The sequence below is a fragment of the Streptomyces alboflavus genome, from assembly GCF_000716675.1.
In the GTDB taxonomy this organism is placed as follows: Bacteria; Actinomycetota; Actinomycetes; order Streptomycetales; family Streptomycetaceae; genus Streptomyces; species Streptomyces alboflavus.
The window spans coordinates 1-26,497 of the sequence record NZ_JNXT01000088.1 but is presented as its reverse complement, the minus strand read 5'-3'; the positions used below and the strand labels follow the sequence as shown (position 1 = coordinate 26,497).

21 protein-coding genes and 1 pseudogene are annotated in these 26,497 nt (G+C 71.9%); 12 read left to right on the top strand and 10 right to left on the bottom strand.

The genetic code is table 11. From position 1 onward, the window contains the following. Nucleotides 1-135: 135 nt before the first annotated feature. Nucleotides 136-1,365, top strand: a pseudogene (locus OO63_RS38395) (ATP-binding protein); the annotation flags it as partial. 170 nt (nt 1,366-1,535) lie between these two features. Here the strand turns inward: OO63_RS38395 and OO63_RS38390 are convergent. Next, entirely contained in the window at nt 1,536-2,087 is a 552-nt protein-coding gene (locus OO63_RS38390) for a GtrA family protein (protein WP_033264870.1), read from the bottom strand. A gap of 264 nt (nt 2,088-2,351) precedes the next feature. Here OO63_RS38390 and OO63_RS38385 point away from each other — a divergent pair, with 264 nt between their 5' ends. The 4 genes from OO63_RS38385 (at nt 2,352) to OO63_RS38370 (ending at nt 6,361) form a co-directional block, all read left to right on the top strand. Then, entirely contained in the window at nt 2,352-3,503 is a 1,152-nt protein-coding gene (locus tag OO63_RS38385) for a 5-(carboxyamino)imidazole ribonucleotide synthase (protein WP_162501238.1), read from the top strand. After that, entirely contained in the window at nt 3,500-4,042 is a 543-nt protein-coding gene (gene purE / locus OO63_RS38380) for a 5-(carboxyamino)imidazole ribonucleotide mutase (RefSeq protein WP_078619627.1), read from the top strand. Before OO63_RS38385 ends, purE begins: the two co-directional genes overlap by 4 nt. Nucleotides 4,043-4,052: 10 nt before the next feature. Next, nucleotides 4,053-5,243, top strand: a complete 1,191-nt coding sequence (locus OO63_RS38375; RefSeq protein ID WP_106983547.1) for a dipeptidase — start codon at nt 4,053-4,055, stop codon at nt 5,241-5,243. Nucleotides 5,244-5,449: 206 nt separating this feature from the next. Next, the gene (locus OO63_RS38370) at nt 5,450-6,361 is read left to right on the top strand and encodes an alpha/beta fold hydrolase (RefSeq protein WP_030363453.1); all 912 of its coding nucleotides are present in this window, start codon (nt 5,450-5,452) and stop codon (nt 6,359-6,361) included. Nucleotides 6,362-6,440: 79 nt separating this feature from the next. On the opposite strand, the gene OO63_RS38365 is transcribed toward OO63_RS38370, so the two are convergent. Next, entirely contained in the window at nt 6,441-7,598 is a 1,158-nt protein-coding gene (locus OO63_RS38365) for an acyl-CoA dehydrogenase family protein (RefSeq protein ID WP_030363452.1), read from the bottom strand. Between the two features lie 189 nt (nt 7,599-7,787). Here OO63_RS38365 and OO63_RS38360 point away from each other — a divergent pair, with 189 nt between their 5' ends. Beyond that, nucleotides 7,788-9,131, top strand: coding sequence for a UDP-glucose dehydrogenase family protein (locus tag OO63_RS38360; protein WP_030363451.1), 1,344 nt, complete (start codon nt 7,788-7,790; stop codon nt 9,129-9,131). On the opposite strand, the gene OO63_RS38355 is transcribed toward OO63_RS38360, so the two are convergent. Then, complete coding sequence (locus OO63_RS38355; RefSeq protein WP_078619626.1) at nt 9,128-9,718, bottom strand: CGNR zinc finger domain-containing protein; 591 nt, start codon at nt 9,716-9,718, stop codon at nt 9,128-9,130. The genes OO63_RS38360 and OO63_RS38355 overlap by 4 nt on opposite strands. Nucleotides 9,719-9,817: 99 nt before the next feature. Here OO63_RS38355 and OO63_RS38350 point away from each other — a divergent pair, with 99 nt between their 5' ends. Continuing rightward, the gene (locus OO63_RS38350) at nt 9,818-10,231 is read left to right on the top strand and encodes a VOC family protein (RefSeq protein WP_030363449.1); all 414 of its coding nucleotides are present in this window, start codon (nt 9,818-9,820) and stop codon (nt 10,229-10,231) included. A gap of 149 nt (nt 10,232-10,380) precedes the next feature. Here the strand turns inward: OO63_RS38350 and OO63_RS38345 are convergent, their stop codons facing one another. After that, nucleotides 10,381-11,544, bottom strand: a complete 1,164-nt coding sequence (locus tag OO63_RS38345) for a dipeptidase (protein ID WP_030363448.1) — start codon at nt 11,542-11,544, stop codon at nt 10,381-10,383. A 234-nt stretch (nt 11,545-11,778) separates the two neighbouring features. Then, complete coding sequence (locus tag OO63_RS38340) at nt 11,779-13,152, bottom strand: LCP family protein (protein ID WP_031192821.1); 1,374 nt, start codon at nt 13,150-13,152, stop codon at nt 11,779-11,781. Between the two features lie 171 nt (nt 13,153-13,323). Here OO63_RS38340 and OO63_RS38335 point away from each other — a divergent pair, with 171 nt between their 5' ends. Then, entirely contained in the window at nt 13,324-13,866 is a 543-nt protein-coding gene (locus OO63_RS38335; RefSeq protein WP_030363446.1) for an acyl-CoA thioesterase, read from the top strand. Between the two features lie 65 nt (nt 13,867-13,931). Continuing rightward, nucleotides 13,932-14,378, top strand: a complete 447-nt coding sequence (locus OO63_RS38330; protein ID WP_051811616.1) for a nuclear transport factor 2 family protein — start codon at nt 13,932-13,934, stop codon at nt 14,376-14,378. A gap of 22 nt (nt 14,379-14,400) precedes the next feature. Here OO63_RS38330 and OO63_RS38325 read toward each other — a convergent pair whose 3' ends face one another. Next, the gene (locus tag OO63_RS38325) at nt 14,401-15,888 is read right to left on the bottom strand and encodes an LCP family protein (RefSeq protein ID WP_078619625.1); all 1,488 of its coding nucleotides are present in this window, start codon (nt 15,886-15,888) and stop codon (nt 14,401-14,403) included. A 220-nt stretch (nt 15,889-16,108) separates the two neighbouring features. Here OO63_RS38325 and OO63_RS38320 point away from each other — a divergent pair, with 220 nt between their 5' ends. Further along, nucleotides 16,109-17,128: a glycosyltransferase family 2 protein gene (locus OO63_RS38320; RefSeq protein ID WP_169786664.1), complete on the top strand. Its 1,020-nt coding sequence runs from the start codon at nt 16,109-16,111 to the stop codon at nt 17,126-17,128. A gap of 92 nt (nt 17,129-17,220) precedes the next feature. Here the strand turns inward: OO63_RS38320 and OO63_RS38315 are convergent, their stop codons facing one another. From OO63_RS38315 to OO63_RS38300, 4 genes are all read right to left on the bottom strand, one after another. Then, the gene (locus tag OO63_RS38315; protein WP_030363442.1) at nt 17,221-19,029 is read right to left on the bottom strand and encodes an LCP family protein; all 1,809 of its coding nucleotides are present in this window, start codon (nt 19,027-19,029) and stop codon (nt 17,221-17,223) included. A 140-nt stretch (nt 19,030-19,169) separates the two neighbouring features. Continuing rightward, nucleotides 19,170-20,978: an LCP family protein gene (locus tag OO63_RS38310; protein ID WP_033264869.1), complete on the bottom strand. Its 1,809-nt coding sequence runs from the start codon at nt 20,976-20,978 to the stop codon at nt 19,170-19,172. A gap of 235 nt (nt 20,979-21,213) precedes the next feature. Continuing rightward, complete coding sequence (locus OO63_RS38305) at nt 21,214-22,524, bottom strand: LCP family protein (protein ID WP_030363440.1); 1,311 nt, start codon at nt 22,522-22,524, stop codon at nt 21,214-21,216. A 225-nt stretch (nt 22,525-22,749) separates the two neighbouring features. After that, a complete protein-coding gene (locus OO63_RS38300; RefSeq protein WP_030363439.1) occupies nt 22,750-23,502 on the bottom strand; it encodes a TIGR03089 family protein in 753 nt (250 codons plus the stop codon). A gap of 148 nt (nt 23,503-23,650) precedes the next feature. Here OO63_RS38300 and OO63_RS38295 point away from each other — a divergent pair, with 148 nt between their 5' ends. Further along, the gene (locus OO63_RS38295) at nt 23,651-25,078 is read left to right on the top strand and encodes a peptidoglycan recognition protein family protein (protein ID WP_030363438.1); all 1,428 of its coding nucleotides are present in this window, start codon (nt 23,651-23,653) and stop codon (nt 25,076-25,078) included. 93 nt (nt 25,079-25,171) lie between these two features. Further along, entirely contained in the window at nt 25,172-26,254 is a 1,083-nt protein-coding gene (gene manB / locus OO63_RS38290) for a mannose-1-phosphate guanylyltransferase (RefSeq protein ID WP_030363437.1), read from the top strand. The last annotated feature ends 243 nt before the right edge of the window (nt 26,255-26,497 follow it).

The window sequence follows — 26,497 nt, the reverse complement described above, 5'->3', positions numbered from 1 at the left end:
GTGCGGGTGGGTGGGTGGGGGAGAACCGCCGCGGAGCGGCGGGGCCGGTTGCCGCGAGGGGACACAGTGGCTCGGCGGACGGCAGGCGAGGGGCACACTGGGGTGGTCCGTCCCCCTGCCCGGCCGGAGGGCCCCGTGCGTCGTCGCCTCATCAACTCGACCCTCGCCGTAGTACTCGTGGTGATCGCCGTCTTCGGCGTCTCCCTGGTGATCGTCGAGACCCGCACGATCAGCAACAGCGCCCAGGAGCGGGTGGACTCGGAGGCCCTGCGCCTCGCGGGCATCGTGGACAGCCGGCTGCTGAGCGACGAGCGGGTCAGCGGGGAGGTGCTGCGCAAGCAGGTCGACACCGACCGCTACGCCCGCATCGAGATCCCGGGCCGCGCCCCCATCGAGGTGGGCACCCGCCCCACGGGCGACGTGATCCGCGCCACCCGGGACGGGGAGGAGGGCGAGAAGGTCACGGTCGAGGAGCCCCGGACGGCCGTCACCCAGGAGGTCGGCCGGACCCTGCTCATCATCGGCGGCGTCGCCCTCCTCGCCATCGTCGCCGCGGTCCTCCTCGCCGTACGCCAGGCCAACCGCCTGACCTCCCCCCTCACCGACCTCGCGGAGACCGCGGAGCGCCTCGGCTCCGGCGACCCCCGCCCCCGCCACCGCCGCTACGGCGTCCCCGAGCTGGACCGCGTGGCCGACGTCCTGGACGGCAGCGCCGAACGCATCGCCCGCATGCTCACCGCGGAGCGGCGCCTGGCCGCGGACGCGTCCCACCAGCTCCGCACCCCGCTGACCGCCCTGTCCATGCGCCTGGAGGAGATCACCCTCACCGACGACCTGGACACGGTGAAGGAGGAGGCCACGGTCGCCCTCACACAGGTCGAGCGCCTCACGGACGTCGTGGAGCGGCTGCTCACCAACTCCCGTGACCCCAGCACCGGCTCCGCCGTCACCTTCGACCTGGACGAGGTGATCAAGCAGCAGCTCGAGGAGTGGCGCCCCGCCTACCGCAGCGCGGGCCGCGCCATCGTCAGCTCCGGCAAACGCCATCTGCACGCCGTCGGTACCCCGGGCGCGGTCGCCCAGGTCCTGGCCGCGCTGATCGAGAACTCCCTGATGCACGGCGGCGGCACCGTCGCCCTGCGCACCCGCGTCACCGGCAACCAGGCCGTCGTGGAGGTCACGGACAGCGGCCCGGGCGTGCCCGCCGACCTCGGCGCGCGGATCTTCGAGCGGGCCATCAGCGGTCGCAATTCGACAGGAATCGGCCTCGCGGTGGCCCGGGATCTGGCCGAAGCGGACGGCGGCCGTCTGGAGATGCTCCAGGGCAAGCCGCCGGTGTTCGCGCTCTTCCTGTCCCGTACGCCGTCATACCGGGACGGCAAGGACGGCAAGGACGGCAAGGACGGCAAGGACAGCAAGGAAAGCAGGGACGGCAGGGACGGCAGGGACGGTAAGAATCACGAAGCGTCAGACGCCTCCGGGGGCACGGTGCGCTGAGCCGACCAGGGCCTGTCCGATGGGTCGCCGCGACGCCGCTAGAGCCCGGCCCCGCCGCCCCGAGCCCCCGACGCCGTGCTCGGCCGCCCCTCGTCGCCCCCCGGCTCCCGCTCCCGCTCCTCCAGGAACGATTCCGCATGCGCCACGGCCTCGCGGGCGGGCAGGGTCCGGAACACCCAGGTGCGGTACGACCAGAAGCGGAACAGCGTCGCTATGCCCATGCCGACGAACTTGAAGACGTTGGACTGGAGCCTGCTGTCCCAGTCGAAGCCGTACGTCGCGACGTACAGGACGCCGTTCTCGATGACGAGGCCGACCGCGCTGAACAGCAGGAAGAGCGTCAGCTCCTTGGTGCGGCCACTCTTGTCGCGGTCACGGTAGGTGAAGTACCGGAACCCCACGTAGTTGAAGGCGATGGCGACGACGGTCGCGATGACGCTCGCGCGCACCACCTGGAGGTCCGTGAGGTGCCGCACCAGGTTGAACACGGCGAAGTTGACCAGCGTTCCGACCGCCCCCACGGCCCCGAACTTGGCCACTTCACGTGCGAGTCGGTCGAACCGCACCCGTAGTGCGCCGCGCTCCGTCATGGTTGGTCGCCCCAGCCCCCGTCGATTGCGTGTGGTCCGTCGACGGGATCGAAGTCGAGCGGGTGGTCCGCGTCCGCATCGCCGGTCGGTTTCCCCAGTCGATCCGTCGTCTCTCCCGGTCGATCCGTCTTTTTCGTTCGCGTCAACCCAGCCATGCTAACCAGCGACCTCCGTCGGCGCTCGTGGACGGCGTCACTCCGTGGCACCCCTGTGACGCCGGTGCACGGGATCGGGCCGCTCCCGGATGGCCGATACCCTGTGGGTGTGACGTTCCCGGTAGTCGGCATGGTCGGCGGGGGGCAGCTCGCTCGTATGACACACGAGGCGGGCATCCCGCTCGGCATCAGGTTCAAGCTCCTCAGTGACACCCCGCAGGATTCCGCGGCGCAGGTCGTCAGCGATGTCGTCATCGGCGACTATCGCGACCTCGACACGCTGCGTGACTTCGCGCGGGGCTGCGACGTGATCACCTTCGATCACGAACACGTACCCACCGAGCATCTACGGGCCCTGGAGGCGGACGGCATCCCCGTGCGCCCGGGGCCCGACGCGTTGGTGCACGCCCAGGACAAGGGGGTGATGCGCGCGAAGCTGGACGAGCTCGGGGTGCCCTGCCCCCGCCACCGCATCGTGAAGGACCCGGCGGACGTCGTGGCCTTCGCGGCCGAGGGGGCCACGGAGGGTGACGGCTTCCCGGTCGTCCTCAAGACCGTGCGCGGCGGGTACGACGGCAAGGGCGTGTGGGTCGTGCGCTCGCCGGAACAGGCCGAGGACCCCTTCCGCGCGGGCGTCCCGGTGCTCGCCGAGGAGATGGTCGGCTTCGTACGGGAACTGGCGGCGAACGTCGTCCGGTCGCCGCACGGGCAGGCCGTGGCGTACCCCGTCGTGGAGTCCCGGCAGGTCGACGGCGTGTGCGACACGGTGATCGCGCCCGCGCCCGGGCTGAGCGAGGAGCTCGCGGGGCAGGCCCAGGAGCTGGCGCTGCGCGTGGCCAAGGAGCTGGGCGTGGTCGGGCATCTCGCGGTCGAGCTGTTCGAGACCGCCGACGGCCGCGTCCTGGTCAACGAACTCGCGATGCGACCGCACAATTCCGGACACTGGAGCCAGGACGGCGCGGTCACCTCCCAGTTCGCCAACCACGTCCGCGCGGTCCTCGACCTGCCGCTCGGCGACCCCCGCCCGCGCGCGAAGTGGACGGTCATGGCGAACGTCCTCGGGGGCGACTACCCCGACATGTACACCGCGTACCTGCACTGCATGGCCCGCGACCCGCAGCTGAAGATCCACATGTACGGCAAGGACGTGAAGCCCGGCCGCAAGGTCGGTCACGTCAACACCTACGGCGACGACCTTGACGCCGTCCTTGACCGCGCCCGTCACGCGGCCGGCTACCTCAGAGGGACGATCACCGAATGACTTCTCCCGTTGCCCCCGTTGTCGGCATCGTCATGGGCTCGGACTCCGACTGGCCCGTGATGGAGGCCGCCGCGAAGGCCCTCGACGAGTTCGAGGTCCCCTACGAGGTCGACGTCGTCTCCGCGCACCGCATGCCGCGCGAGATGATCTCGTACGGCGAGCACGCCGAGGAGCGCGGCCTGAAGGCGATCATCGCGGGCGCGGGCGGCGCCGCCCACCTGCCCGGCATGCTCGCCTCGGTCACCACGCTGCCGGTGATCGGCGTCCCCGTCCCGCTCAAGTACCTCGACGGCATGGACAGCCTCCTCTCCATCGTGCAGATGCCCGCGGGCGTGCCCGTGGCGACCGTCTCGGTGGGCGGCGCGCGCAACGCGGGCCTGCTCGCGGCGCGCATGCTGGCGGCGCACGACGACGAACTCGCCTCCCGGATGCGGGAGTTCCAGCAGGAGCTGAACGACCAGGCGACGGAGAAGGGCAAGCGGCTTCGCGCCAAGGTCGAGGGCGCGGGTTCCGGATTCGGCTTCGGCTCGGGAAAGTGAGCGCATGACGATGCTGCCCGAACGCCTGCCCGAAGCCCGTTCCCTGCTCGCTGAGTTCCCCGTCGTCGACGGTCACAACGACCTGCCGTGGGCGCTGCGCGAGAAGGCCGGGTACGACATCGACCGCCTGGACATCGCCACCGACCAGACGGGCCGCCTGCACACGGACATCGGGCGGCTGCGGGCGGGCGGCGTCGGCGCGCAGTTCTGGTCGGTGTACGTCCGCACGGACATGGCGGGCGACACGGCGGTCAGCGCGACGCTCGAACAGATCGACTGCGTACGGCAGTTGCTGGCCCGCTATCCCGGGGACCTGCGCGCCGCGCTCACCGCCGCCGACATGGAGGCGGCCAGGAGCGAGGGCCGCATCGCCTCCCTGATGGGCGCCGAGGGCGGCCACTCCATCAACAACTCCCTGGCCACCCTGCGGGCCCTGCACACGCTCGGCGTGCGCTACATGACGCTCACGCACAACGACAGCATCGCCTGGGCGGACTCGGCGACGGACGAACCCGGCGTCGGCGGGCTCTCCCCGTTCGGCCACGAGGTGGTCCGGGAGATGAACCGCGTCGGCATGCTCGTGGACCTCTCGCACGTCGCGGCGACGACGATGCGGGCGGCCCTGGACACCTCGGTCGCGCCGGTGATCTTCTCGCACTCCTCCGCCCGCGCGGTGTGCGACCACCCCCGCAACATCCCGGACGACGTCCTGGAACGCCTGCCCGCGAACGGCGGCGTGGCGATGGCCACCTTCGTCCCGAAGTTCGTGCTCCAGGCGGCCGTCGACTGGACCCTCGCCGCCGACGAGAACATGCGCGCCCACGGCTTCCACCACCTCGACACCACCCCCGAGGCGATGAAGGTGCACGCGGCCTTCGAGGAGTCGACCCCGCGCCCCATCGCCACCGCCGCCACGGTCGCCGACCACCTCGACCACATGCGCGAGGTCGCGGGCATCGACCACATCGGCATCGGCGGCGACTACGACGGCACGGCCTTCACCCCGTCCGGCCTCGACGACGTCGCGGGCTACCCGAACCTCGTCGCGGAACTCCTCGACCGCGGCTGGTCCAGGCCCGACCTCGCCAAGCTGACGTGGCAGAACGCGGTGCGTGTGCTCGGTGCGGCGGAGGACGTGGCGCGGGACGAGCAGGCCCGGCGGGGGCCGTCGATCGCGACGCTGGAGCAGTTGGACGGCTGAGGTCCTGTCGGCTCACACCAGCTCAACAGGACTGCGGGGCGCGGCTGTTCGGGCCGCGCCCCGTTTTCGCGCCTAGTTCTGGACTGATCGATCTAAATGAGTTAACGTTCTCGTGTCGAAGGCGGGCCTCATCGCTCGCCAAATAATGAACCGATCAGTCTAGAACTGGCGACGGGTGAACCGCCGCACCCCTGGGGGAGAACGACATGACCGACGCACCGCTGACCGACCGCGACCTCGCCGCCTTCCTGGAGGGCGACTTCACCAGCGCGCACGCCGACGTGAACGGCACCCGGCTGCACTACGTGGCCGGCGGCGAGGGCGAGCCGCTGGTCCTGCTGGGCGGCTGGCCGCAGACCTGGTGGCAGTTCCACAAGATCATGCCGGAGCTGGCCCGCCACTACCGCGTGATCGCCGTGGACCTGCGGGGCATGGGCGGCTCGGCGAAGCCGCCGTCCGGCTACGACAAGAAGACGATGGCGCGCGACATCCACGAACTCATCCGCCACCTCGGCCACGACAGCGCCCACCTCGTCGGACACGACATCGGTGCGATGGTCGCGTACGCCGTCGCCGCCAACCACCCCGAGACCACCCGCAAGGTGGCACTCCTCGACGTGGCCCACCCCGACCAGAACTTCCTCGAGATCCCCATGCTCCCCACGGCCGAGCCCGGCACCGACTGGGAGACCGGCCCCGGCTACTACCTCTGGTGGTTCGCCTTCAACCAGGTCAAGGGCCTCCCGGAACAGCTGCTCGACGGCCGCGTCGGCGTCTTCAACGACTGGCTGTTCGGCTACATGCTCAAGGACCAGTCGTCGATCGACGAACGCTCCCGTGCCGTGTACGCGGCGGCGTACTCCACGCCGGACGCCCTCCGCGCGGGCAACGCCTGGTACCAGGCCTTCCGCCAGGACATCGCCGACTTCGCGACGTACGAGCCGGTGCGCGCCCCCCTCCTCGGCCTCGCCGGCGAGGCCAACCTCGACTACCTGCGCGAGAGCCTCACCCGGCACGGCACGGACGCGGCGGTGCGCGCGGTCCCGGACGCGGGCCACTACCTCCCGGAGGAGCAGCCGGAACTGGTCACCAAGGACCTGATGGAGTTCTTCGCCTGACCCCGCCCGGACACGCGCGTCGCCCTCTCCCCGGCGCGGGGAGAGGGCGACGTCTCGTGCGGTGGGGCGACCGACGGAACTACGGCAGGTTCCGTGCCATCACGATCCGCTGCACCTGGTTCGTGCCCTCGTAGATCTGCGTGATCTTGGCGTCACGCATCATCCGCTCCACCGGGTAGTCCCGCGTGTAGCCATAACCGCCGAGGAGCTGCACGGCGTCCGTGGTGGCCTCCATGGCGATGTCGGAGGCGAAGCACTTGGCGGCGGCGCCGAGGTAGGTGAGGTCGGCGTCGCCGCGCTCGGAGGCGGCGGCGGCCTGGTAGGTCAGGGCGCGGGCCGCGGAGATCTTCATGGCCATGTCCGCGAGCATGAACTGCACGCCCTGGAAGTCGCCGATCGGCTTGCCGAACTGCTTGCGCTCCTGGACGTAGCCCTTGGCGTAGTCGAGGGCGCCCTGCGCGATGCCGAGGGCCTGGGCCGCGATGGTGATGCGGGTGTGGTCCAGGGTCTTCATGGCGGTGGCGAAGCCGGTGCCCTCCGCGCCGATCATGCGGTCGGCGGGGATACGGACGTTGTCGAGGTAGACCTCGCGGGTGGGGGAGCCCTTGATGCCGAGCTTCTTCTCCGGGGCGCCGAAGGACACGCCCTCGTCGCCCTTCTCGACGACGAAGGCCGAGATGCCCTTGGAGCGCTTCTCGGGGTCGGTCACGGCCATCACCGTGTAGTACTCGGAGACGCCCGCGTTGGTGATCCAGCGCTTCACGCCGTTCAGGACGTAGAAGTCGCCGTCGCGGACCGCGCGGGTCTTCATGCCCGCCGCGTCCGAACCGGCGTCCGGCTCGGAGAGGCAGTACGAGAACATGGCGTCGCCCTTGGCCAGCGGCGTCATGTACTTCTTCTTCAGGTCCTCGGAGCCGGAGAGGATCACGGGGAGCGAGCCGAGCTTGTTCACGGCCGGGATGAGGGAGGAGGACGCGCAGACGCGGGCCACCTCCTCGATCACGATGACCGTGGCGAGGGCGTCGGCGCCCGTGCCGCCGTAGCTCTCCGGTACGTGCACGGCGTGCAGGTCGGAGGAGACCAGGGCGTCGAGGGCCTCCTGCGGGAAGCGGGCCTCCTCGTCCACCGCGGCGGCGAACGGGGCGATCTTCGCCTCCGCCAGGGAACGGATCGCGTCGCGGAGCATGTCGTGCTCCTCGGACGGGCGGTACAGGTCGAAGTCAGCCGATCCGGCCAAGGTCTCTCACGCTCCAAGGATGCTGCGGACGCTAATTACCGTTAAGTAACCCGAATTTTAGGGGTCGGCCCACGCCAGGGATACGTGAGCTTGACGACAGCGGAAGATGTGCCCGGTGGGAGCCCCTGTTACGCCAGGACTATGCTCGGGCACCGCGCAGCCGTCGTACCCGATCCACTGGAGCACCGCATGGCCCTCAAGATCACCGTGATCGGCACCGGCTACCTCGGTGCCACCCACGCCGCGGCCATGGCCGAGCTCGGCTTCGAGGTCATCGGGCTCGACGTGGTGCCGGAGAAGATCGAGACGCTGCGCCGGGGCGAGGTCCCGATGTACGAGCCCGGCCTCGACGAGCTGCTCCGTAAGCATGTCGCGGGCATCGAGGGCGCCACCGGGCGGCTGCGCTTCACGATGGACTGGGCCGAGGCCGCAGACTTCGGCGACGTGCACTTCGTGTGCGTGAACACCCCGCAGAAGCACGGCGAGTACGCCTGCGACATGAGCTACGTCGACGCCGCCATGGAGTCGCTGGCCAAGCACCTCACCAAGCCCGCCCTGGTCGTCGGCAAGTCCACCGTGCCGGTCGGCAGCGCCGAGCGCATCGCCGCCCGGCTCGCCGAGCTGGCCCCCGCGGGCGGCGAGGTCGAGCTGGCCTGGAACCCGGAGTTCCTGCGCGAGGGCTTCGCCGTCAACGACACCCTGCACCCCGACCGGATCGTCGTCGGCGTCCGCAGCGAGCGCGCCGAGAAGATCCTGCGCGAGGTGTACGCGACGCCGGTCGCCGAGGGGTCCCCCTTCATCGTCACCGACTTCCCCACCGCCGAGCTGGTCAAGACCTCCGCCAACTCCTTCCTCGCCACGAAGATCTCCTTCATCAACGCCATGGCCGAGGTCTGCGAGGCCGCGGGCGGCGACGTGGTGAAGCTCGCCGAGGCACTCGGCCACGACGACCGCATCGGCAAGAAGTTCCTGCGCGCCGGGATCGGCTTCGGCGGCGGCTGTCTGCCCAAGGACATCCGCGCCTTCATGGCCCGCGCGGGCGAGCTGGGCGCCGACCAGGCCCTCACCTTCCTGCGCGAGGTCGACTCGATCAACATGCGCCGCCGCGGCCACATGGTGGAGCTGGCCCGCGAGGCCGTCGGCGGCGGGTCCTTCCTGGGCAAGCGGGTCGCGGTCCTCGGTGCCGCCTTCAAGCCCGACTCGGACGACGTGCGCGACTCGCCCGCCCTGAACGTGGCCGGGCAGATCCACCTCCAGGGCGGCCAGGTCACCGTGTACGACCCCAAGGGCATGGCCAACGCCCGCCGCCTCTTCCCGACCCTCGGGTACGCCGACACCGCCGAGGACGCCGTGCGCGGCGCCGACGTCGTCCTGCACCTCACGGAGTGGCAGGAGTTCCGCGACCTCGACCCCGAGGCCCTGGGCGCCGTGGTCGGCCGCCGGGTGCTCCTGGACGGCCGCAACGCGCTCGACCCGGAGCGGTGGCGCGCGGCGGGCTGGACCTACCGGGCGATGGGGCGGCCCGCGGCCTAGGGCGTGTCCGACGGGCCCGCGGGCGGGGCGGGATCCGCGGCTCCGGTGGCTCCGGTGGCTCCAGTGGCCTGGACGCGCCCCGGCCCCCGGCGCGCCCGGTACGCGCGCATCTTGGCCCGCGCCCCGCACACCCCCATGTCGCACCAGCGGCCCCGGCCCCCGGGGCTGCGGTCGTAGTACGCCCAGCGGCAGGTCTCGGCCTCGCAGCCCTTGAGGCGGGACCAGGTGCCCGCCACGACGGCCTCCGCGACGGCCGCCGCCACCCGGGACACCAGCGGCCCCGGGTCGGCGGGCACCAGCGACGCGGCGCCGTCGGACCCGTCCACGCGCACCAACAGGGGCGCCCCGGCCAGGAGTTCGCCGAGCGGGCGCACCTCCTGGTGCGGCGCGTGCCCGGCGTGGGCGAGGCAGGCAGCCCGCAGTGACTCCCGCAGCTCGCGGGCCGCGTCCACGTCCGCGGGGGCGAGGCCGAACCGTTCCCGCCCCGCCTCGGTGTCGAGCTCGTCGGTGCGCGCCTCGATGTCCAGCGTGTTCACCAGGTCCTGGATCAGCGCGAGGCCCCCCGGTGCGGGCGCTCTGTCGTTCATGGTTGCGACGTTACCCGTATGGGGCCACTATGGGGTAACCAGAGTGGTTACCAGAGAACGCCGAATACCGGTAACAGAGATTCCGACCGAGGAGAGCTCATGGCCACCCCTGTCGTCCGCCTGCGCACCGTCGCGCTCGACTGTCCCGATCCGCACGCCCTCGCCGAGTTCTACGCCGGGCTCATCGGCGGCACGATCCACGACTACGACGGCGACGGGGAGTGGGTCGAACTGCTCGCCCCCGGCCGCGTGCGGATCGCCTTCCAGCGCTCCGACGGCCACACCCCGCCCGCGTGGCCGCGCTCCGACACCAACGGCCAGCAGTTCCACCTGGACTTCGACGGGGGCTCGACCTGGGCCGAGATCGACGCGGCCCAGGAGCGCGCCTTCGCCCTCGGCGCCCGCCCGCTCGACCTGGACGACGGCGGCGGCAAGCGGGACTGGCGTGTGTACGCGGACCCGGCGGGGCACCCGTTCTGCTTCTGCCTGGTGGCGGAGTCTGACCGGGTCTGACCGGGGCGGGGTGGGGTGGGGCGGGCCGACCGGGGCAGGGCGGGCGACGCCCGGCCGCCCGCCCCGACGCGCGTCGGCCGACGTGCGCCGCCCTGCGCCCGCGCAGCCACCCCGGGCCTACGCAGCCGCCCTCAGCCGCGCAGCCGCCCTCAGCCGTCGAGCCGCCCGATCGTCGCCGTCGACGCACCCCGCCGCTCCCGCGCCGCCCGCGCCGTGAAGTCCGCGCCCCGCAGCACGCGCTGCACGTTGCCCCAGGTGAGCGCCGTGACGTCGGCCTCGGTCCAGCCCCGCCCGAACAGCTCGGCGACCAGCCGCGGGTAGCGCGAGGCGTCGGCCAGCTCCCCGGGGTGCCCGGACCTGGTGTCGTACATCCCGGAGATCCCGACGCACTCGGCCCCCGCCACCCGGCGCACATGCTCCAGGTGGTCGGCCACGTCCCCGAGCGTCGGGCCCGCCCGGTCGGCCGTGAGCGGCACCAGGCACAGGCCCTTCGCGGCGCCCACCGCGGCGAGCAGCTCGTCGCTGAGGTTCGCGGGGTGCTCGCGCAGGGCCCGGGCCCCGGAGCGGGTCCAGAGGGAGGGGGCCTTGGAGACGGCCAGGACCCGGTGCGCCGTCGCCTCGGAGGCCCCGGAGAGGTCCGCGAGGACGCCCAGCCGGTTCATCTCCCGCACCACCTCCTCGCCGAACGCGCTCAGCCCGTCCGCGCCCGCCCAGGAGGTGCCGGCCAGGGTGAGGGAGCTGAGGCCGAGGGTGTGCAGCGAGCGCAGGGCGCCGAGCGAGTCACCGATGGCGCGGGCGCTCGCCGGGCCGATCAGGGTGGCGATGCGGCCGCAGTTGCGGGCGTCCGTGGTCTCGGAAGCGTCCCGGGCCACCCGCAGCCCGCCCGCGTACCGGGCGACCACGTGCTTGACCAGGTCGAGCTGTTCGAGGGCCGAGCTGACCGCGCGGTCGCCCTCGGGCTCGGCGTCCGGCATCTGGAGCGACCAGAACTGCATGCCGACCCGGCCCGACCGCAGCCGCGGCAGGTCGGTCTGCAGTCCGGTGTCGCCCAACTCCAGGTCGTACCAGGGCAGTTCGCGCAGTGCTCCGGGCAGGCCGCTGTAGCCGTCGGCCACGGGGTGCGCGGCGAGCAGGGCCTCGGCCCGCTCCAGGGCGTCCCGCAGCTCCGGCTCCAGGGGCTCCGGCGCGGGCTCGGGCGTTCGGCCGTCGTCGGTGGGGGCGGGCACCGGGCGCACGTCGTGGGTGGGCGCGGTGCGCTCGTCGTTCGCCCCTGCCTCGGCCGGGGAGTCGAGTTCGTCCTGGAGGTCCGCCATGGCAGGGCTCCGCTCGGTGGTGGCGCTGGTGAGTGGTGGTCGAACCACCGTGCCACGGGGCCCGCGCGGCTTCGCGGCGGACGAGGCGTTCGGGGTACACCGGCGTCCGTACCTCCCGGAAGGCGGCGACGGCCCCGGTGTCGCGTCACCTCCCGGAGAACGGCGACGGCCCCGGTGTCGCGTCAGCACGCGGTACCGGGGCCGTCGCCGTGAGCGGCGAGCCGGACGGGTCGGCTAGTTGCCGGACACCGTCACCTTTTCGTCGTTGTTGAGCTGCGACACCAGCTGCTTGACCTTGGCCTTGTCCCAGACGAGGTTGCCGCCCGCGGATCCGGAGATCGGCATGTTCATCGACTTGCCGTCGCCGCCGGTGACGCCCTTCATGGCCCAGAACATGGAGGCCACGTCCATCAGGTCCATGTCCTTGTCGACGACCAGGGTGTCCAGGCCCGCGCCCATCGTCGGGTACAGCTTGAACGGGTTCATGACCGTCCCGGGCGTCGCCGCCTGGTTGGCGAGGGCCGCGAGGAACTTCTGCTGGTTCTTGGTGCGGTCCAGGTCGCTGCCCGGCAGGGCGTAGCGGGTGCGGACGAAGGCCAGGGCCTCCTCGCCGTTCAGGGTCTGCTTGCCCGCCTCGAAGTCGGCGCCGGACTTCTTGTCCTTGAAGGCCTTGGGGATGTTCATCTCCACGCCGCCGACCGCGTCCACGATCTTGGCGAAGCCGCCGAAGCCGATCTCCGCGTAGTGGTCGATGCGCAGGCCGGTGTTGGCCTCGACGGTGCGCACGAGCAGCTCGGGGCCGTCCTCGCCGTACGCGGCGTTCAGCTTCTTGCAGACCTGGGTCGTCGTGTCGCAGTTCCGCGCGGGGTAGATCTTGCCGGAGTCCGAGCCCTTGAAGGAGGGGATCATGACGTTCGAGTCGCGGGGCAGCGAGATCATCGTGTTCCCGCCGTCGTCCGCGACGTGCAGGATCATCATCGAGTCGGTGCGCTTGCCCTCGGCGGAGCCGGTGTGGAGCTTCTTCTTCTCCTCGTCGGACATCCCCGCGCGGCTGTCCGAACCCACGATCAGGTAGTTCGTGCCCTTGCCGCCCTCGGGCCGCTCGATGACCTTCGACAGGTCGACCTCGCGCTTGAGCTTGGAGTCCGCCCAGAAGTACGTGCTCACGGAGACCACGATCAGCAGGGCGAGGAACGTCACCAGGCCCCAGGTGATGCGCTTCTTCCAGTTGACCGGCGGCTTGGGCGCGCGCGGCGGCGCGGGCGGGCCGCCGGGGCCGCCGGGGCCCTGCGGGCCCTCGGGGCGGCCCTGCGGGGAGCCGTACACCTGGCCGGTGTTGTAGCCGCTGTCGTAGCCGTCCTGGCCGTTGCCGTGGGCGTGCGGGTCCTGGCCGCGCTGGTCGCGGTAGAGGTCGTCGTAGACGTTGTCGTCATACGAGGGCTGGCGAGCCTGGCGAGGCTGGCGCGGGACCGAGCCGGGCTGGCCGGGGGCCGAGGGGCCGCCGCGCTGGACGTGGCGCATCACACGGGCGCCCTCGGGCTGTGCGCCGTCGCTGCCGTACCCGTGGCGGTCACCGTTGCTGTTCCGCGCGTCTGGCCAATCGCTCATGTGGCTTAGTGTGCAGTGCTGTACCCCGCGCCTCACAGGGAGGGCGTTGTTTCGGGTCAGTGCTGTTGCAGAGCTGATGCAATGTGCCGTACGCCACTGGACCGACGTGACGACGGCCCCCGATCGTTTTCGGCCGGTCGATGGCGCGTACCGGGCGTTTAGGCTTGTTCCATGACTGATCACGCCCCGATAGGGGCCGGAGACGACCTTCCCGGCAAGGCGACCTCGGCCTCCCGCACCACGCTGAGCCACATCATGACCGCGGGTGACACGAACCTCCTCGGCACGGTGCACGGCGGCGTGATCATGAAACTGGTGGACGACGCGGCGGGCGCCGTCGCCGGGCGCCACTCCGGCGGGCCCGCGGTCACCGCCTCCATGGACGAGATGGCGTTCCTGTCGCCGGTCCGCGTCGGCGACCTGGTGCATGTGCACGCGCAAGTGAACTGGACCGGCCGCACGTCCATGGAGATCGGCGTCCGCGTGATGGCCGAGCGCTGGAACGAGTCCACCCCCGCGCAGCAGGTCGGCTCCGCCTACCTCGTCTTCGCCGCCGTCGACGCCGACGGCAAGCCGCGCACGGTGCCCCCGGTCCTCCCCGACTCCGAGCGCAACGAGCGCCGCTTCAAGGAGGCTCAAATTCGCCGTACGCACCGACTCGCGCGCCGCCGCGCCATCAAGGAGCTGCGCGCCCTGGAGCCCGACGCGAGCTGAGCGCGGCGGTGCGGCCGCCTCCCGGGGGCCTGGTGGCCCCAGGAGCCCCGTCCTACGCTTGAGGCATGGCGGATGCGCAGCGGCACCCGAACATCGACACGGCGATTCGTTATCACCAGGCCGTCGCCCGCGGCGCCCTCGGCGAGGAGCTCGCCGGGTTCTTCCACGACGACGCCGTGCACCGCGAGTACCCCAACGCCTTCCTGCCGGACGGGGCGGTGCGTGACCTGACCGCCATCCTCAAGGCGGGCGAGCAGGGTGCCAACCTCCTCAGCCGGCAGACCTTCGACGTGCTCAACGCCGTCGCCGCGGGCGACCAGGTCGCGCTGGAGGTGACCTGGACCGGTGTCCTCGCCGTGCCGCTCGGCGATCTGCCCGCCGGACAGGTCCTGCGCGCCCACATCGCGACATTCCTGACCTTCCGCGACGGCCGGATCGTCGAGCAGCACAACTACGACTGCTACGAACGCACCGACGCCGTACGCGACGACGACCCGCCGGAGGGGCCCTAGCGCCGGGCCCCCGCCCCGCCGCCTACGGACACACCACCTGGTCCCCGGTCAGCGCCCCGTACTCACCCTGGTACGCGTCCTCCGCCCGCACCGGACGCACGTCCTTGAAGTCGCTGCCCACGATGACCTTCAGCGTCGCGCCCTGCCCCTTCACCACCCGCATCTCGCAGCCGGGCAGCGCCGCGGCCAGGGACTTCGCCGAGCGGTCCCAGCGCGGGTCGTACGCGACCACGCTCCGCGTCACGGGCCCCGCGCCGGGCGGCGGCAGCGCGCTCCCCGGTGCCCGCGTGGTGCGGAACCCGGTGGTCCGCAGCGCCGCGTCGACCCGCTTGCCGAGGCCCGGCGTGCGCGTGCCGTTGTCCACCTGCACCCGGACCTGCTGCGGCGACACCGGCACAAGCGCGGCCTTCCGCTTGACCGTGTGCGGGGCGAGCGGCTTGTCCTCGCGCAGGGCCTTGAACAGCTTCCCGGCCTTCACCGGGTCCCACCTCAAGGTGGAGCCGATGCCCGGCACCTTGAAGCCCATCTTGCCGATCGGCACCGTCGTGAACTCCGACGACGACGGCGAGAAGTTCCGCATCGCCCGCCCGAGCGTGAGCATCTCCGTCGTCCCGAAGCCCTTGTCGGCCCGCACCGACTCCAGGAGCGTCTTGGTGACGTCGTTGAACTTCACCGGGTTCAGGAGCACGCCGCTGCTCGTCGCCTTCGCGATGAGCGCCGCGAGGAACCGCTGCTGGCGCTGCATCCGGCCGAGGTCGGAGGCCCCGTCGACGTACCGCGAGCGGACGTACTGCAGTGCCTGGCCGCCGTTCAGCTCGTGCGTGCCGACGGGCAGGTTCAGGCCGGTGTGGGAGTCCTTCAGGGGGCGGGTCGTGCAGATCTCGACGCCGCCGAGGACGTCCACCGTCTTCATGAAGCTGGTGAAGTCGACCTCCAGATAGTGGTCGATCTTCACCTTCGTCATGTTCTCGACCGTGCGCACGGTCAGGTTCGGGCCGCCCTCCGCGTACGCCGCGTTCAGTTTCACGGGGTGCGCCCGGTGGTGCTTGCGGGAGTTCTGGTCGACGTGCTCGGGCATCTCGGCGTACGAGTCCCGAGGCAGGCTGACCACGCTCGCCCGGTCCCGGTCCTCCGAGATGTGCACGATCATGACCGTGTCCGTGCAGTGGCAGGGCGCTCCGCCGAGGCGGTACTTCCTGCGCTCCTCGCGGGTGATCCTGTCGCGGCCGTCGGTGCCCACGAGCAGCACGTTCATGCCGTTGCCCGCCTCGGGCCTGTTCTTCATGTCCTTGAAGGCGTCGACACGGCTGATGCCGGTCTCCAGGCCCGAGACCACGGAGTGGCCGATCCCGGCGGCGGCGAGCACCCCGACGGACAGGGTGGTCGCCACCCGCATGGCCCAGCGGGGCCGCCGCACCCGCCGGCCCGCCCGTGGACCCCCCTTCGGGACCGGTCGCGGCGGTCGCGGGCGGTGCGGTGGGGTGGCGGGGGAGCGGGGCGGTGTGGGCACTGCGGGGCACCTCCGCGGTCGTGGCACTGGGCGGGGGACGCCAGAACCGTAGGCCCATACGATCTGCGGACCGGGGTAGCGACCCGGACGGCGCGCGCCCGTGTCCCCCGTTCGCGGTAACGTGACGCCCGATGCTCCACTTTCCCGAGGGTTTCCCGGGGGCGCCCCCCTCGGACCCCGGCCGAGCGACGAAAAGGAACCCGCGCAGTTGAAGTCCGACGTGCATCCCCCCGCTGTCTCTGTGATCATGCCGGTCCTCAACGAGGAGCGGCACCTGCGTGAAGCCGTGCACGCGATCCTCCAGCAGGAGTACGCGGGCGAGATGGAGGTCGTGGTCGCGCTCGGCCCCTCCACCGACCGCACCGACGAGATCGCCGCGGAGCTGGTGAAGGAGGACCCGCGGGTGCACACGGTCCCGAACCCCACGGGACGCACGCCCGCCGCCCTGAACGCCGCGATCAAGGCCTCGCGCCACCCGATCGTGGTACGCGTCGACGGCCACGCCGCGCTCTCGCCGGGCTACATCACGACCGCCGTGCGCCTCCTGGAGGAGACCGGCGCGATGAACGTCGGCGGCATCATGCACGCCCAGGGCACCAACGCCTGGGAGCAGGCCGTCGCCGCCGCCATGACCTCGAAGATCGGCGTCGGCAACGCCGCCTTCCACACCGGCGGCGACGCCCAGCAGGCAGAGACGGTGTACCTGGGCGTGTTCCGGCGCGAGGCCCTGGAGCAACAGGGCGGCTACAACGTCGAGTTCATCCGCGCCCAGGACTGGGAGCTGAACTTCCGGATCAGGGAGGCCGGGGGCCTCATCTGGTTCTCGCCGGAGCTGAAGGTCTCCTACCGGCCGCGCCCGAGCGTGAAGGCCCTCGCCAAGCAGTACAAGGACTACGGCCGCTGGCGCCACGTCGTCGCCCGCTACCACCAGGGCTCCATCAACCTGCGCTACCTCGCGCCGCCGGTCGCCGTCTGCGCCATCGCCGCGGGGCTCGTCGTGGGCGCGGCTCTCACGCCGTGGGGCCTGGTCGTGCCCGGCGGGTACCTCGCCGCCATCGCCGCGGGCTCCGTCCCGGCCGGCAAGGGCCTGCCCCTGAAGGCGCGGCTTCAGATCCCCGTGGCGCTCGCGACGATGCACATGTCGTGGGGCTGGGGCTTCCTCACCAGCCCGCGCTCGCTGGCCAAGCGGGTCATCGCCTCGCGCCGCCCGGCCGTCCTCGGGGAGACCCAGGAGGCCTGAGCCCGAGCCTGTGCCCCGGCTCGGGCAGACCCTGAGCCGCGGAGGCCTGAAGGAGCCCCCGGCCCCCCTTCCCGGGGCCGGGGGCTCCTCGGCTACCAGGTGAAGTTCGGGTCCACCTTCATGCAGGCCTTCTTGTCGGAGCCGCTCAGGGCGTCCGCCGAATCCGGCGTCGAGTCGTCCTGCTTCGCGGCCTTCTTCGGCTTGTCGCCCTCCCGCCAGTCGGCGCCGACGACCAGCGTGACGCCGGAGACGTCCGTCGACTTCTTCACCGAACTCAGCGGCATGCCCAGGGACTTGGCGACCCGCTGCGCGTCGCCCTCCAGGTCCACGCTCGGATAGCGGATGACCGTCCTGTCCTCGGTCACCGACGCCGACGTGTCCGGCGCCGCCTTCACGAAGCCGAGCCCGGCCAGCTCCTGCGCGACGGCGCTCGCCCGGCCGCCGGCGGCGGGCTCCGTGGCCGTGCGCGTGCCGTTCTGGACCTGCAGCGCGATCTCCCCGTCCGGCGCCGCCGGGTCGTCCGACAGCTTCTCCTTGGCGGGCTTGCGCTTGCCCTTGCCGTCGAGGGCGATGTCGTCCCGTACCAGCCTGAAGAGCTGCTCGGCGTCGCCGGGCTTCGGGACCACCCGGGCTCCGGAGTACTCGAACGGCATGGTCGTCATCGTCGTGCGCTCCGGCGAGACCTTCTTCAGCTCGTTGCCGAGGCCGATGAGCTTCAAGGGGGAGCCGATGCCCGGGTCGACCTTCAGCGCCCTCGTCGCGTTCTCGGCGAGCTTGCGCAGCCGGTTGGGGCTGGTCAGGCCGGTGTTCTCGCGGAGCGTGCGGACCAGCGAGTTCATGTACATGTGCTGGGCCTTGGCGCGGGATATGTCGGTGCCGCCCTCGAAGCCGTAGCGGGTGCGCAGCCACTGCAGGGCCTGCTCGCCCTTGATGTTCGTGGTGCCCTTCTCCAGCTTCAGGCCCGAGCCCTTGCCCTCGCTGGTGCGCGAGTGGATGTTCTTGTCCACGCAGACGGGCACGCCGCCGATCGCGTCGGCCATCGACACCACACCCGCGAAGTCGACCATCATGAAGTGGTTGATGTGGATGTTGGTCAGCTTCTCCCAGGTGGCGACCGTGCAGCCCGGGCCGCCGCGGCCCAGGGACTCGTTCGTCATCGTGCGCGGGCCGCTCTCCGGGTACACCTTGCCGTCGTCCGGGTCGGTGCACTTGGGGATGGTCAGGAGGGTGTCGCGCGGCATGCTGATGACGGACATGTTGCTGCGGTCCGCCGACAGGTGCAGGAGCATCTGTACGTCCGCGAGCGGCGGGCCGCCGAAGGTCTCCTTGGCGCCGCCGAGCTTCTGGTTCTCCTTGGAGTCCCGGGCGTCGGAGCCGATCAGGAGGATGTTCAGGGGCGTCTGACCCGCGGAGTTGGGCGTGGGCTCGGGGGCCCGGTGGTCGCCCAGGTTCAGGTCGTCCGTCTCCAGGTTGCTGTTCAGGTGCTGGTAGTAGAGGTAACCGGCGCCGGCCGTGCCGAGTATCAGGACCGAGAGGACGATCGCCGACCAGCGCAGGACACGGCGCTTGCGCGGGCGTCTCGGCTTGCCGCCGCCCCCGTCACCACCGCCTCGCGCGCCCTTGCCGGGCGGGCCCGACGTGCCGCCCTTGGCGGTGCCGTTCTTGCCGGTGCCGTTCTTGGCGGTGCCGTTCTTGGCGCGTCCGCCGCCGGTGCCTGCTCCTTTGGCACCCGCACCACGCCCGGCCCGCGCCCCGTCGGCCCCCACCGCACGGGATCCCGCCGCCGCGGCGGCGTCGCTTGTGCCGGATTCCTCCGCCGTGCCCGAGTCCGCGTCGGGCGAAGTCTTCCGCGTCCCCGCCCCACCGGACGCTCCCTCCCCACGGACACTGTGCTGCCCCATCCCTGCCCCTCCCCGCCCTGCTTCACAAGTGCGGCCGCCCCACGGCGACTTGCGGCGCGGTGCCGCCGCCACACCCGGCGGCGGTCGCCGGCCCGCCGCCAGGTGTGGCGTTCTGTGAGACGTCAAACAACTGTCTCAGGTCACTTGGCACACACGGATTTGTCGGCACCGACCTTCTGGATGCCGTCCGGTGCCTTCGACGGAGCACTTATGGGCACCCCCGCGCCCTTGAAGTCGGCCCCGAGGGTCAGCACCATCGCGGGCAGCCCCTGCGCGTTCTTCTCGCTCTCGCCCGGCTTCAGCGCCGACCCGGGCAGCCCCATCAGCTCGGCGAGCCGCCGCGCCTGGTCGGCCTCGCCCTTGCCGTACTCCAGGGTGGTCTTGCCCAGGTTCTTCGGCGCGTTGCCGAGCTGGCTGGACTTCGTCACACCCTCGTTGTTCTGCAGCCAGGCGAGGGTCGCCTGCGCGGCGCCCGTCTTGCCGCTGCCGTTGTAGATGTCGACGCGGACGTCGGCGGGGTCGGCCTTGGGGCCCTTGAGGCGGGCGGCCACCGCGGCCTTCTCCTTCTTCTCCTTCTTCTTGACCTCGGTCAGCGACACGTCCTCGCGCATCATCGAGAACAGCTCGTCGGACTTGGGCTTGTTCAGCACGACCGTGACGGGCTTCGGCTCGGCGGGGTTGTCGACCACCGGGGTCGTCGCGAAGGTCAGGTTCTTCATGTCGAGCTTGCCGAGCTCCATGCCGAGGTCACGGAGTTTCATTATGTCGGCGATCTTGGAGTCGACGGTCAGCGCCTTCGTGCCCGCCTCCGCCAGACTTATCATCTTCTTCGGGCTGGTCAGCGTGCCCCCGGACTTCAGCTTGCGCATCAGGGAGCTGAGGAACTGCTGTTGCAGTTCGATCCGGCTGAGGTCGCCGCCGTTGCCCACGGAGTGCCGGGTACGCACGAAGGCCAGGGCCTCCTCGCCCTCGATCGTGTGCTTGCCCTTGGACAGCTTCAGATGCGAATCCGGGTCGTCGATGTCCTTGGCGAGGCACACGTCCACGCCGTCGACCGCGCTGGACAGCGTCTTGACCGCGTTGAAGTCGGCCACCATGAAGTGGTCGAGCTCTATGCCGGTGATCTGCGTGACCGTGCGCATGACGCAGCTCGGCGTGCGCTCGCTCTGGCCGAGGCTCTCGTTGAAGCGGACCTGCTGCGAGCCCGGGATGACCTTCGTGGAGCCGTCGTCCTGCTTGGTGGGGCAGTCCGGAATGTCCGTGATCATGTCGCGCGGGATGCTCAACGCGGTCGCGTTGGAGCGGTCCTTGGAGACGTGCAGCAGGAGCGTGGTGTCGGCGTGGCCGACGCTGCCCTCGTCTCCGTAGCCCTTGTTGCCGTCGCCGCTGCGCTTGTCCGTGCCGACGAGCAGGATGTTGATGGCGCGGTCCTTGCTGAACCCGCCGGTGCCCGCGCCGTCGTCGGAGACGGCGGTGATGTTGTCGTTGAGGTGCTGGTAGTAGAGATAGCCGCCGACCGCGGCGACGACGACCACGAAGGCCACCGTGCCGCCCGTCCAGATGGCGATCTTCTTGCCGGTGTTCTTCTTCTTGGGCCGCCTGTTGCGCCGCCCGCCCGTGGCCGCCTCCGGCTGCGCGCCGCGCCGCCTGCGCTGGCCCGGCACCTGCTCGCGGCCGTGCTCCCGGCTGCCGTGCTCGGATCCCTGGCGGCGTCCGTGGTCACGGCCGGGCTCGCGCCCCTGGTCCCGGCCGCGCTCACGGCCGCCGGGGCGCTCGGAGCCCCGCCCCGGCGGCCGGGGCGCGGCGCCTCGGGGTCCGGGAACTCCAGGCGGCGCCGACTGCCCTGCGGAAGGACTCAGTCGCAGTTCGTAGTCGCCTGTCTGCGGGTTCAGTACCCACTGGTCTGCGGGGTCGATGTCGTCAGCCCGCCCACGGCCTTGCGCGTCCACGGTTGTTTGCGTCCTCCGTCAGGGCCACGCGGCGCCTTTCCCCCCTCAAGAAGGCGCTCGGTCAGTCGTACAACGGTGCGCGGTCGCGAAGGCCGGGCACCGGATCGGCTCACACTATCCGCCCAGTTCAGCGTCCAACGACGCCGGTGACAAATTCCACTCACCTTCGAGGCCCCTACAACTGGGCAATCCACCCAATTTCTTTGCCGAGGTGCCCTTCCGGGCGGTGCGGGTTTTACTCGCAGCTGGTCCGGTCGGCCGTGTTGCCCCGGAATGTGGGCGCGGGGCTCGGCGTATGACTCGGGTCGTCCGGCTTCCCGTCGCTCTCGTCGTCGTACGCGGATTCGCCTTCGTCGTACGTCTCTTCGGAGTCGTCCTCGTACGCCTTGGAGGCCGTCCGCTCGTACGCGGCCGCCGCGGCGTCGCGCGTCACGCGCACCGGCTCGTCCTTCCGCAGCCGCGTGAAGAGTTCCTCCGCGGCCGGTTCGACCAACTCGTCGCGATTCGCGTCATAGGTGTAGGAACGCCGCGGCACGGTGAGGAACTGAACCCGTTCTGTGGGGATATTGCGCACCCCGCGCACCAGTTCGTACAAACTGCGCAGACTCGCCAGACCCGGGTCCGTCGTCAGCGAGGACGTGGCCGCGTCCAGAACGGGATAGAGCTTCACGGGATTCAGCAGGACGTCATTGCTGCGCACCTTGTTGACGAGCGCGGCGAGGAACTCCTGCTGCCGGTCCATGCGATCGGTGTCGCTGCCGTTTCCGATGGACTTGCGGGCGCGTACGTAGCCGAGGGCCTGCTCGCCGTCGAGGGTCTGCGGTCCCGCGGGCAGCCGCACCTTCGCGGCCCGGTCGTCGACGGGCTCCTTCAGGCAGACCCGCACCCCGTCGACGGCGTCCACCATGTCCTTGAACCCGGCGAAGTCCACGACCATGTGGTGGTCGATCCGGATGTCGGTGAGCTTCTCCACCGTGCGGATCGTGCAGGCCGTGCCGCCGAACTCGAACGCCCAGTTGAACTGGGCGAATTGGGCGCGCGTACGGGAGCCGTCCGGGCGGCGGCAGCCCGGGATGTCCACCATCAGGTCGCGCGGAAGCGACACGGCGGTCGCGCTCTGCCGGTCCGCGGCCAGGTGCAGCAGGATCGTGGTGTCCGAGCGCTGGGTGCCGAGGTCCCGGCCGTACTTGCGGTTGTCGCGCCCGGAGCGCGAGTCGGAGCCGATGAGCAGGATGTTCTGGGCGTCGTGCACGAGCGGCGTCGGCCGCTCCTCCTCGTAGCGCGCGAGCTCGGCGGCGGCGCCGGTGTCTTTGGTGATGTTCCCGTTCAGCTTGGTGTACGCGGCCCAGCCGACGCCGCCCGCGGCGAGCACGAGGACGGCGGTGGCGAGCGCGGCCCAGCGCAGCCAGCGGAGCCTGCGGCGGCGTGGTCCGAACCCCGCGGGGCTCACGCCCGCCCCCGGCGCGTACGTGGCCTCGCGTGGCGCGGTCGCGGTCTCTGCCGCTTCCTCGCCCGGCTCGGACGGCGTGCGCGCGGTGTCGGTCACGTGGCGGTCCACCCCTCATGGCTGCGGTCGGTGCACGGTCGCTCTGCTCGCTCAGTGCGCACTGAGCGCTCCTACCGACCATGGACCGGCGCGCGCCGGGGGGCCTGCGGGCCAGGGGCTCCGCTGGGCCGAACGGGGGACGCGGGCGGGGTGCGGCGGGGCCTGGCGGGGCTGGGGCGGGGCGCCATGGCGGCGTGGTGCCCCGCCTCGGCCGCCGGTGGGCCGTCAGCGGGCCGTCGCCGTCACCCGCTCGCTCTCCAGCCGCTTCTCCAGGCCGCCCTCGCCCAGCCGGTCGAGGTGGCGGCACAGGACCACCGAGCCGCCCGCGGCAAGGGGCGCGTACAGCCCGGCGCTCAGGCCGTCCCAGGTGTCGTAGGGGCGGTCGGAGAGCAGCCGGGAGCCCGGGGCGAGGCCCAGCTCGGCGGCGTCGGCGCCGGACCGCGCCACGAGCTCGGCGCCGGTCAGCTCCAGGCCGCCGACGGCGAGCGCGGGCTCGTCGGGGTCCACGGGCGCGTACGGGGCGAAGCGGTCGCCCTGGCTCGGCACCTCCACGGCGTAGTCGGCGAAGCCCGCGGGGGTCTCGGGGAAGCGGCCGCCGAGGGGGCGCAGGGCGAGGGCCACGCGCTCGCCGGAGCAGGCCCGGGCGGCCTCCAGGTCGTCCGGGCCGCTGACGACGAGGTCCGCCGCCGCCGGGTCGCCGCCGACGTCCGCGACGACGCCCACGGAGGAGCAGGCGAGCAGCCACACGGCCGTCTGCCAGTGCGCGGGCAGCAGCAGCGCGAGCCGGTCGCCGGGCTCGGCGGACAGTTCGCCCTGGAGGAGGTTGGAGGTCTTGGCCACCCAATTGGCGAAGGTGGCCACGGACAATTCGACGCGCTCGCCGGTCGCGTCGTCGTAGTACGTCACGAGCGGGCGCGCCGGGTCCGCGGCGAGCGCGGATCGCAGCAGGTCGGCAGGGGTGCGGTCGTTGGCGTTCACGGCCGCAAGGGTACGCGGGCGACGGTGTGTCGCCGCTGTGGGAGGCCCAGTTGGGGCCGCCGGTCGGGCGGTCGTCGGGCCGACGGGCCGTCAGTTCCGGGCACCTCCCGATGGACAGATATGTACCGGTATGTCAACTATCAGTTGTATGCGTGGATTCCTTGCTTCCTCGATCGGTGTCACCTGCGCCACGGCGCTCGCCCTCCCCCTCGCCCTGACGTCGTCCGATACCGCGGCCGTCACCCGGCCCGCCGCCAAGACGCCGCCCGGCAGCACCCAGTCGCTGTCCCTGGGACCGCTCGCCGCCGACCGCGCGGGCGGCGCCGGGTCCCGCGACCAGGGGCTCGCCCGCCGCGACGTACGCCCGTTCTCCCTGGTGGGTGTCGTCTGGGACGACCCGGACGTCGAACTGCACGGCCGGGTCCAGGTCCGCACCCGCGCGACCGGCACCACGAGCTGGTCCTCCTGGCAGGAGGTCGAGACGCACAACCACGAACACGCCGCCGACCCCGGCACGGCCGAGGGCGACTCGGGCCGCGTCCGCGGCTCGACCGCGCCCCTGTGGGTCGGCGACTCGGACGGGGTCGAGCTGCGGGTGCGGGCAGCCGCCGAGGGGGGCGCGGGCGGGGCCGGGCGGGCCACCGGACGGGCCGGGCGCGCGCTGCCGGAGACGGAGGCGGCGCTGCCCGCGGGCCTGCGCCTCGAACTCGTCGACCCCGGGGAGCACCCGGCGCCGCCCGCCGACCAGTACGAGGGCGCGCCGCAGGGGGCCCCGGCGCGGGCCGACGGCGTCCAGGCCGGGCTGCCGGACGCGGCCGCGAACCTGCTGACGGCCGAGTCCGCGGCCGCGTCCGCCGTGAACGCCGACCTCGCCCCGCTCGGCGCCACCGCCGTCACCCCGCTCGACCGGGCCCAGACACAGGCAGACCTCGTCGCGGCGCGGGGCGGTGACCTCACCAATGCCAGGCCGTACGTCGGGCCGCGCCCGGGCATCGTCACGCGGCGCGGCTGGGGCGCCGACGAGAGCCTGCGCGAGCGGAACTTCGCGTACACGAGGACCGTCAAGGCGGCCTTCGTGCACCACAGCGCCACCGGCAACAACTACAGGTGCTCGCAGGTGCCCTCCGTCCTGCGCAGTATCTACCGCTACCACGTCAAGAGCAGCGGCTGGCGAGACTTCGGCTACAACTTCGCCGTCGACAAGTGCGGAAACATCTACGAAGGCCGTGCCGGGGGAGTGGCCAAGGCGGTCCTCGGCGCGCACACTCTCGGTTTCAACAGCAACAGCATGGGCATCGCCGTCCTCGGCACGTTCACCAGCGCCGGCCCGCCCAAGGCGGCGGTGACCGCGGTCGCGAAGCTCACCGCGTGGAAGCTCGGCCTGTTCGGCGCGAATCCCCGCGGCAAGACGTATCTGAAGTCGGGCGGTGGCAACCTCTACCGGAAGGGCAGCAACGTCAGGCTCAACGTGATCTCCGGCCACCGGGACGGGTTCGCCACGGAGTGCCCGGGGCGCCTGCTGTACAAGAAGCTCGGCACGGCTCGGTCCGTCGCGGCCCGCCTCCAGGGCCGCTGAGGCCCTCGCCCGGAAGCCCCGATCATCCATCTGCATACACTGGCCGGCCGACACGAAACCTCGGCCGGCCCCAGCAGGAAGCAGAGACGACAGGTGACAGAAGCGATCCTCCTGGTCGGCGGCAAGGGCACCCGGCTGCGTCCGCTCACGGTGAACACACCCAAGCCGATGGTCCCGGCGGCGGGCGTCCCCTTCCTCACCCACCAGCTGGCCCGCGCCCGCGCGGCGGGCGTCGACCACATCGTGCTCGCCACCTCCTACCTCGCGGAGGTGTTCGAGCCGTACTTCGGCGACGGCTCGGCGCTCGGCCTCCACATCGAGTACGTGACCGAGGAGGAGCCGCTCGGCACCGGCGGCGCCATCCGCAACGTCGCCTCGCGGCTGCGCTCCGGACCCGAGGACCCCGTCCTGGTCTTCAACGGCGACATCCTCACCGGCCTGGACATCCGCGCCCTCGTCGCCGAGCACCGGCGCGTCGACGCGGACGTCTCCCTGCACCTCACCAAGGTCGCCGACCCGCGGGCGTACGGCCTGGTCCCCACCGATCCGACCGGGCGCGTCACCGCCTTCCTGGAGAAGCCGCAGACCCCGCAGGAGATCGTCACCGACCAGATCAACGCGGGCGCGTACGTCTTCCGGCGCTCCGTCATCGACACGATCCCCGCGGGGCGGCCCGTCTCCGTCGAACGCGAGACCTTCCCCGGCCTGCTCGCCTCCGGGGCCCACCTCCAGGGCATGGTCGACTCCACCTACTGGCTCGACCTCGGCACCCCGCAGGCCTTCGTACGCGGCTCCGCCGACCTCGTCCTCGGCCGCGCGCCGTCGCCCGCCGTGCCCGGGCGCTGCGGCGACCGGCTCGTCCTGCCGTCCGCCCGGGTCGCCTCCGGCGCGAAGCTCACCGGTGGCACGGTGATCGGGGAGGACGCCTTCGTGGGGGAGGGGGCCCGGCTCGTCGGCAGCACGGTTCTCTCCGGCGCCGTCATCGAGCCCGGGGCCGTCATCACCGACTCGCTCATCGGGGCGCGGGCCTCGGTCGGGGCGCGGTCTGTGCTCACCGGTGCGGTGGTCGGCGACGGCGCGTTCGTCGGTGCGGACAATGAGCTGCGGGACGGGGTACGGGTGTGGTGCGAGGCTCGCCTGCCGGCGGGGGCGGTGCGCTTCTCCTCCGACCAGTAGCCGCGGGTGCGGGTCCTTTCCCACCCACCGGCCCCAACTTGCCCCGGGCCTGCCCGACAGCCCGGCACCCCCACCCCCGCCCGGGCGCACCCCCGTATCGCGCTGCGCGCTCGTCCTCAAGCGCCGGACGGGCTCTCTCCCACCCGCCCGCCCCAACTTGCCCCGGGCTTGCCCGAAACCCCGGCACCCTCAGCCCCGACCGGATCACCCCCGTATCGGCGCTCCGCGCCTCGTCCTCAAGCG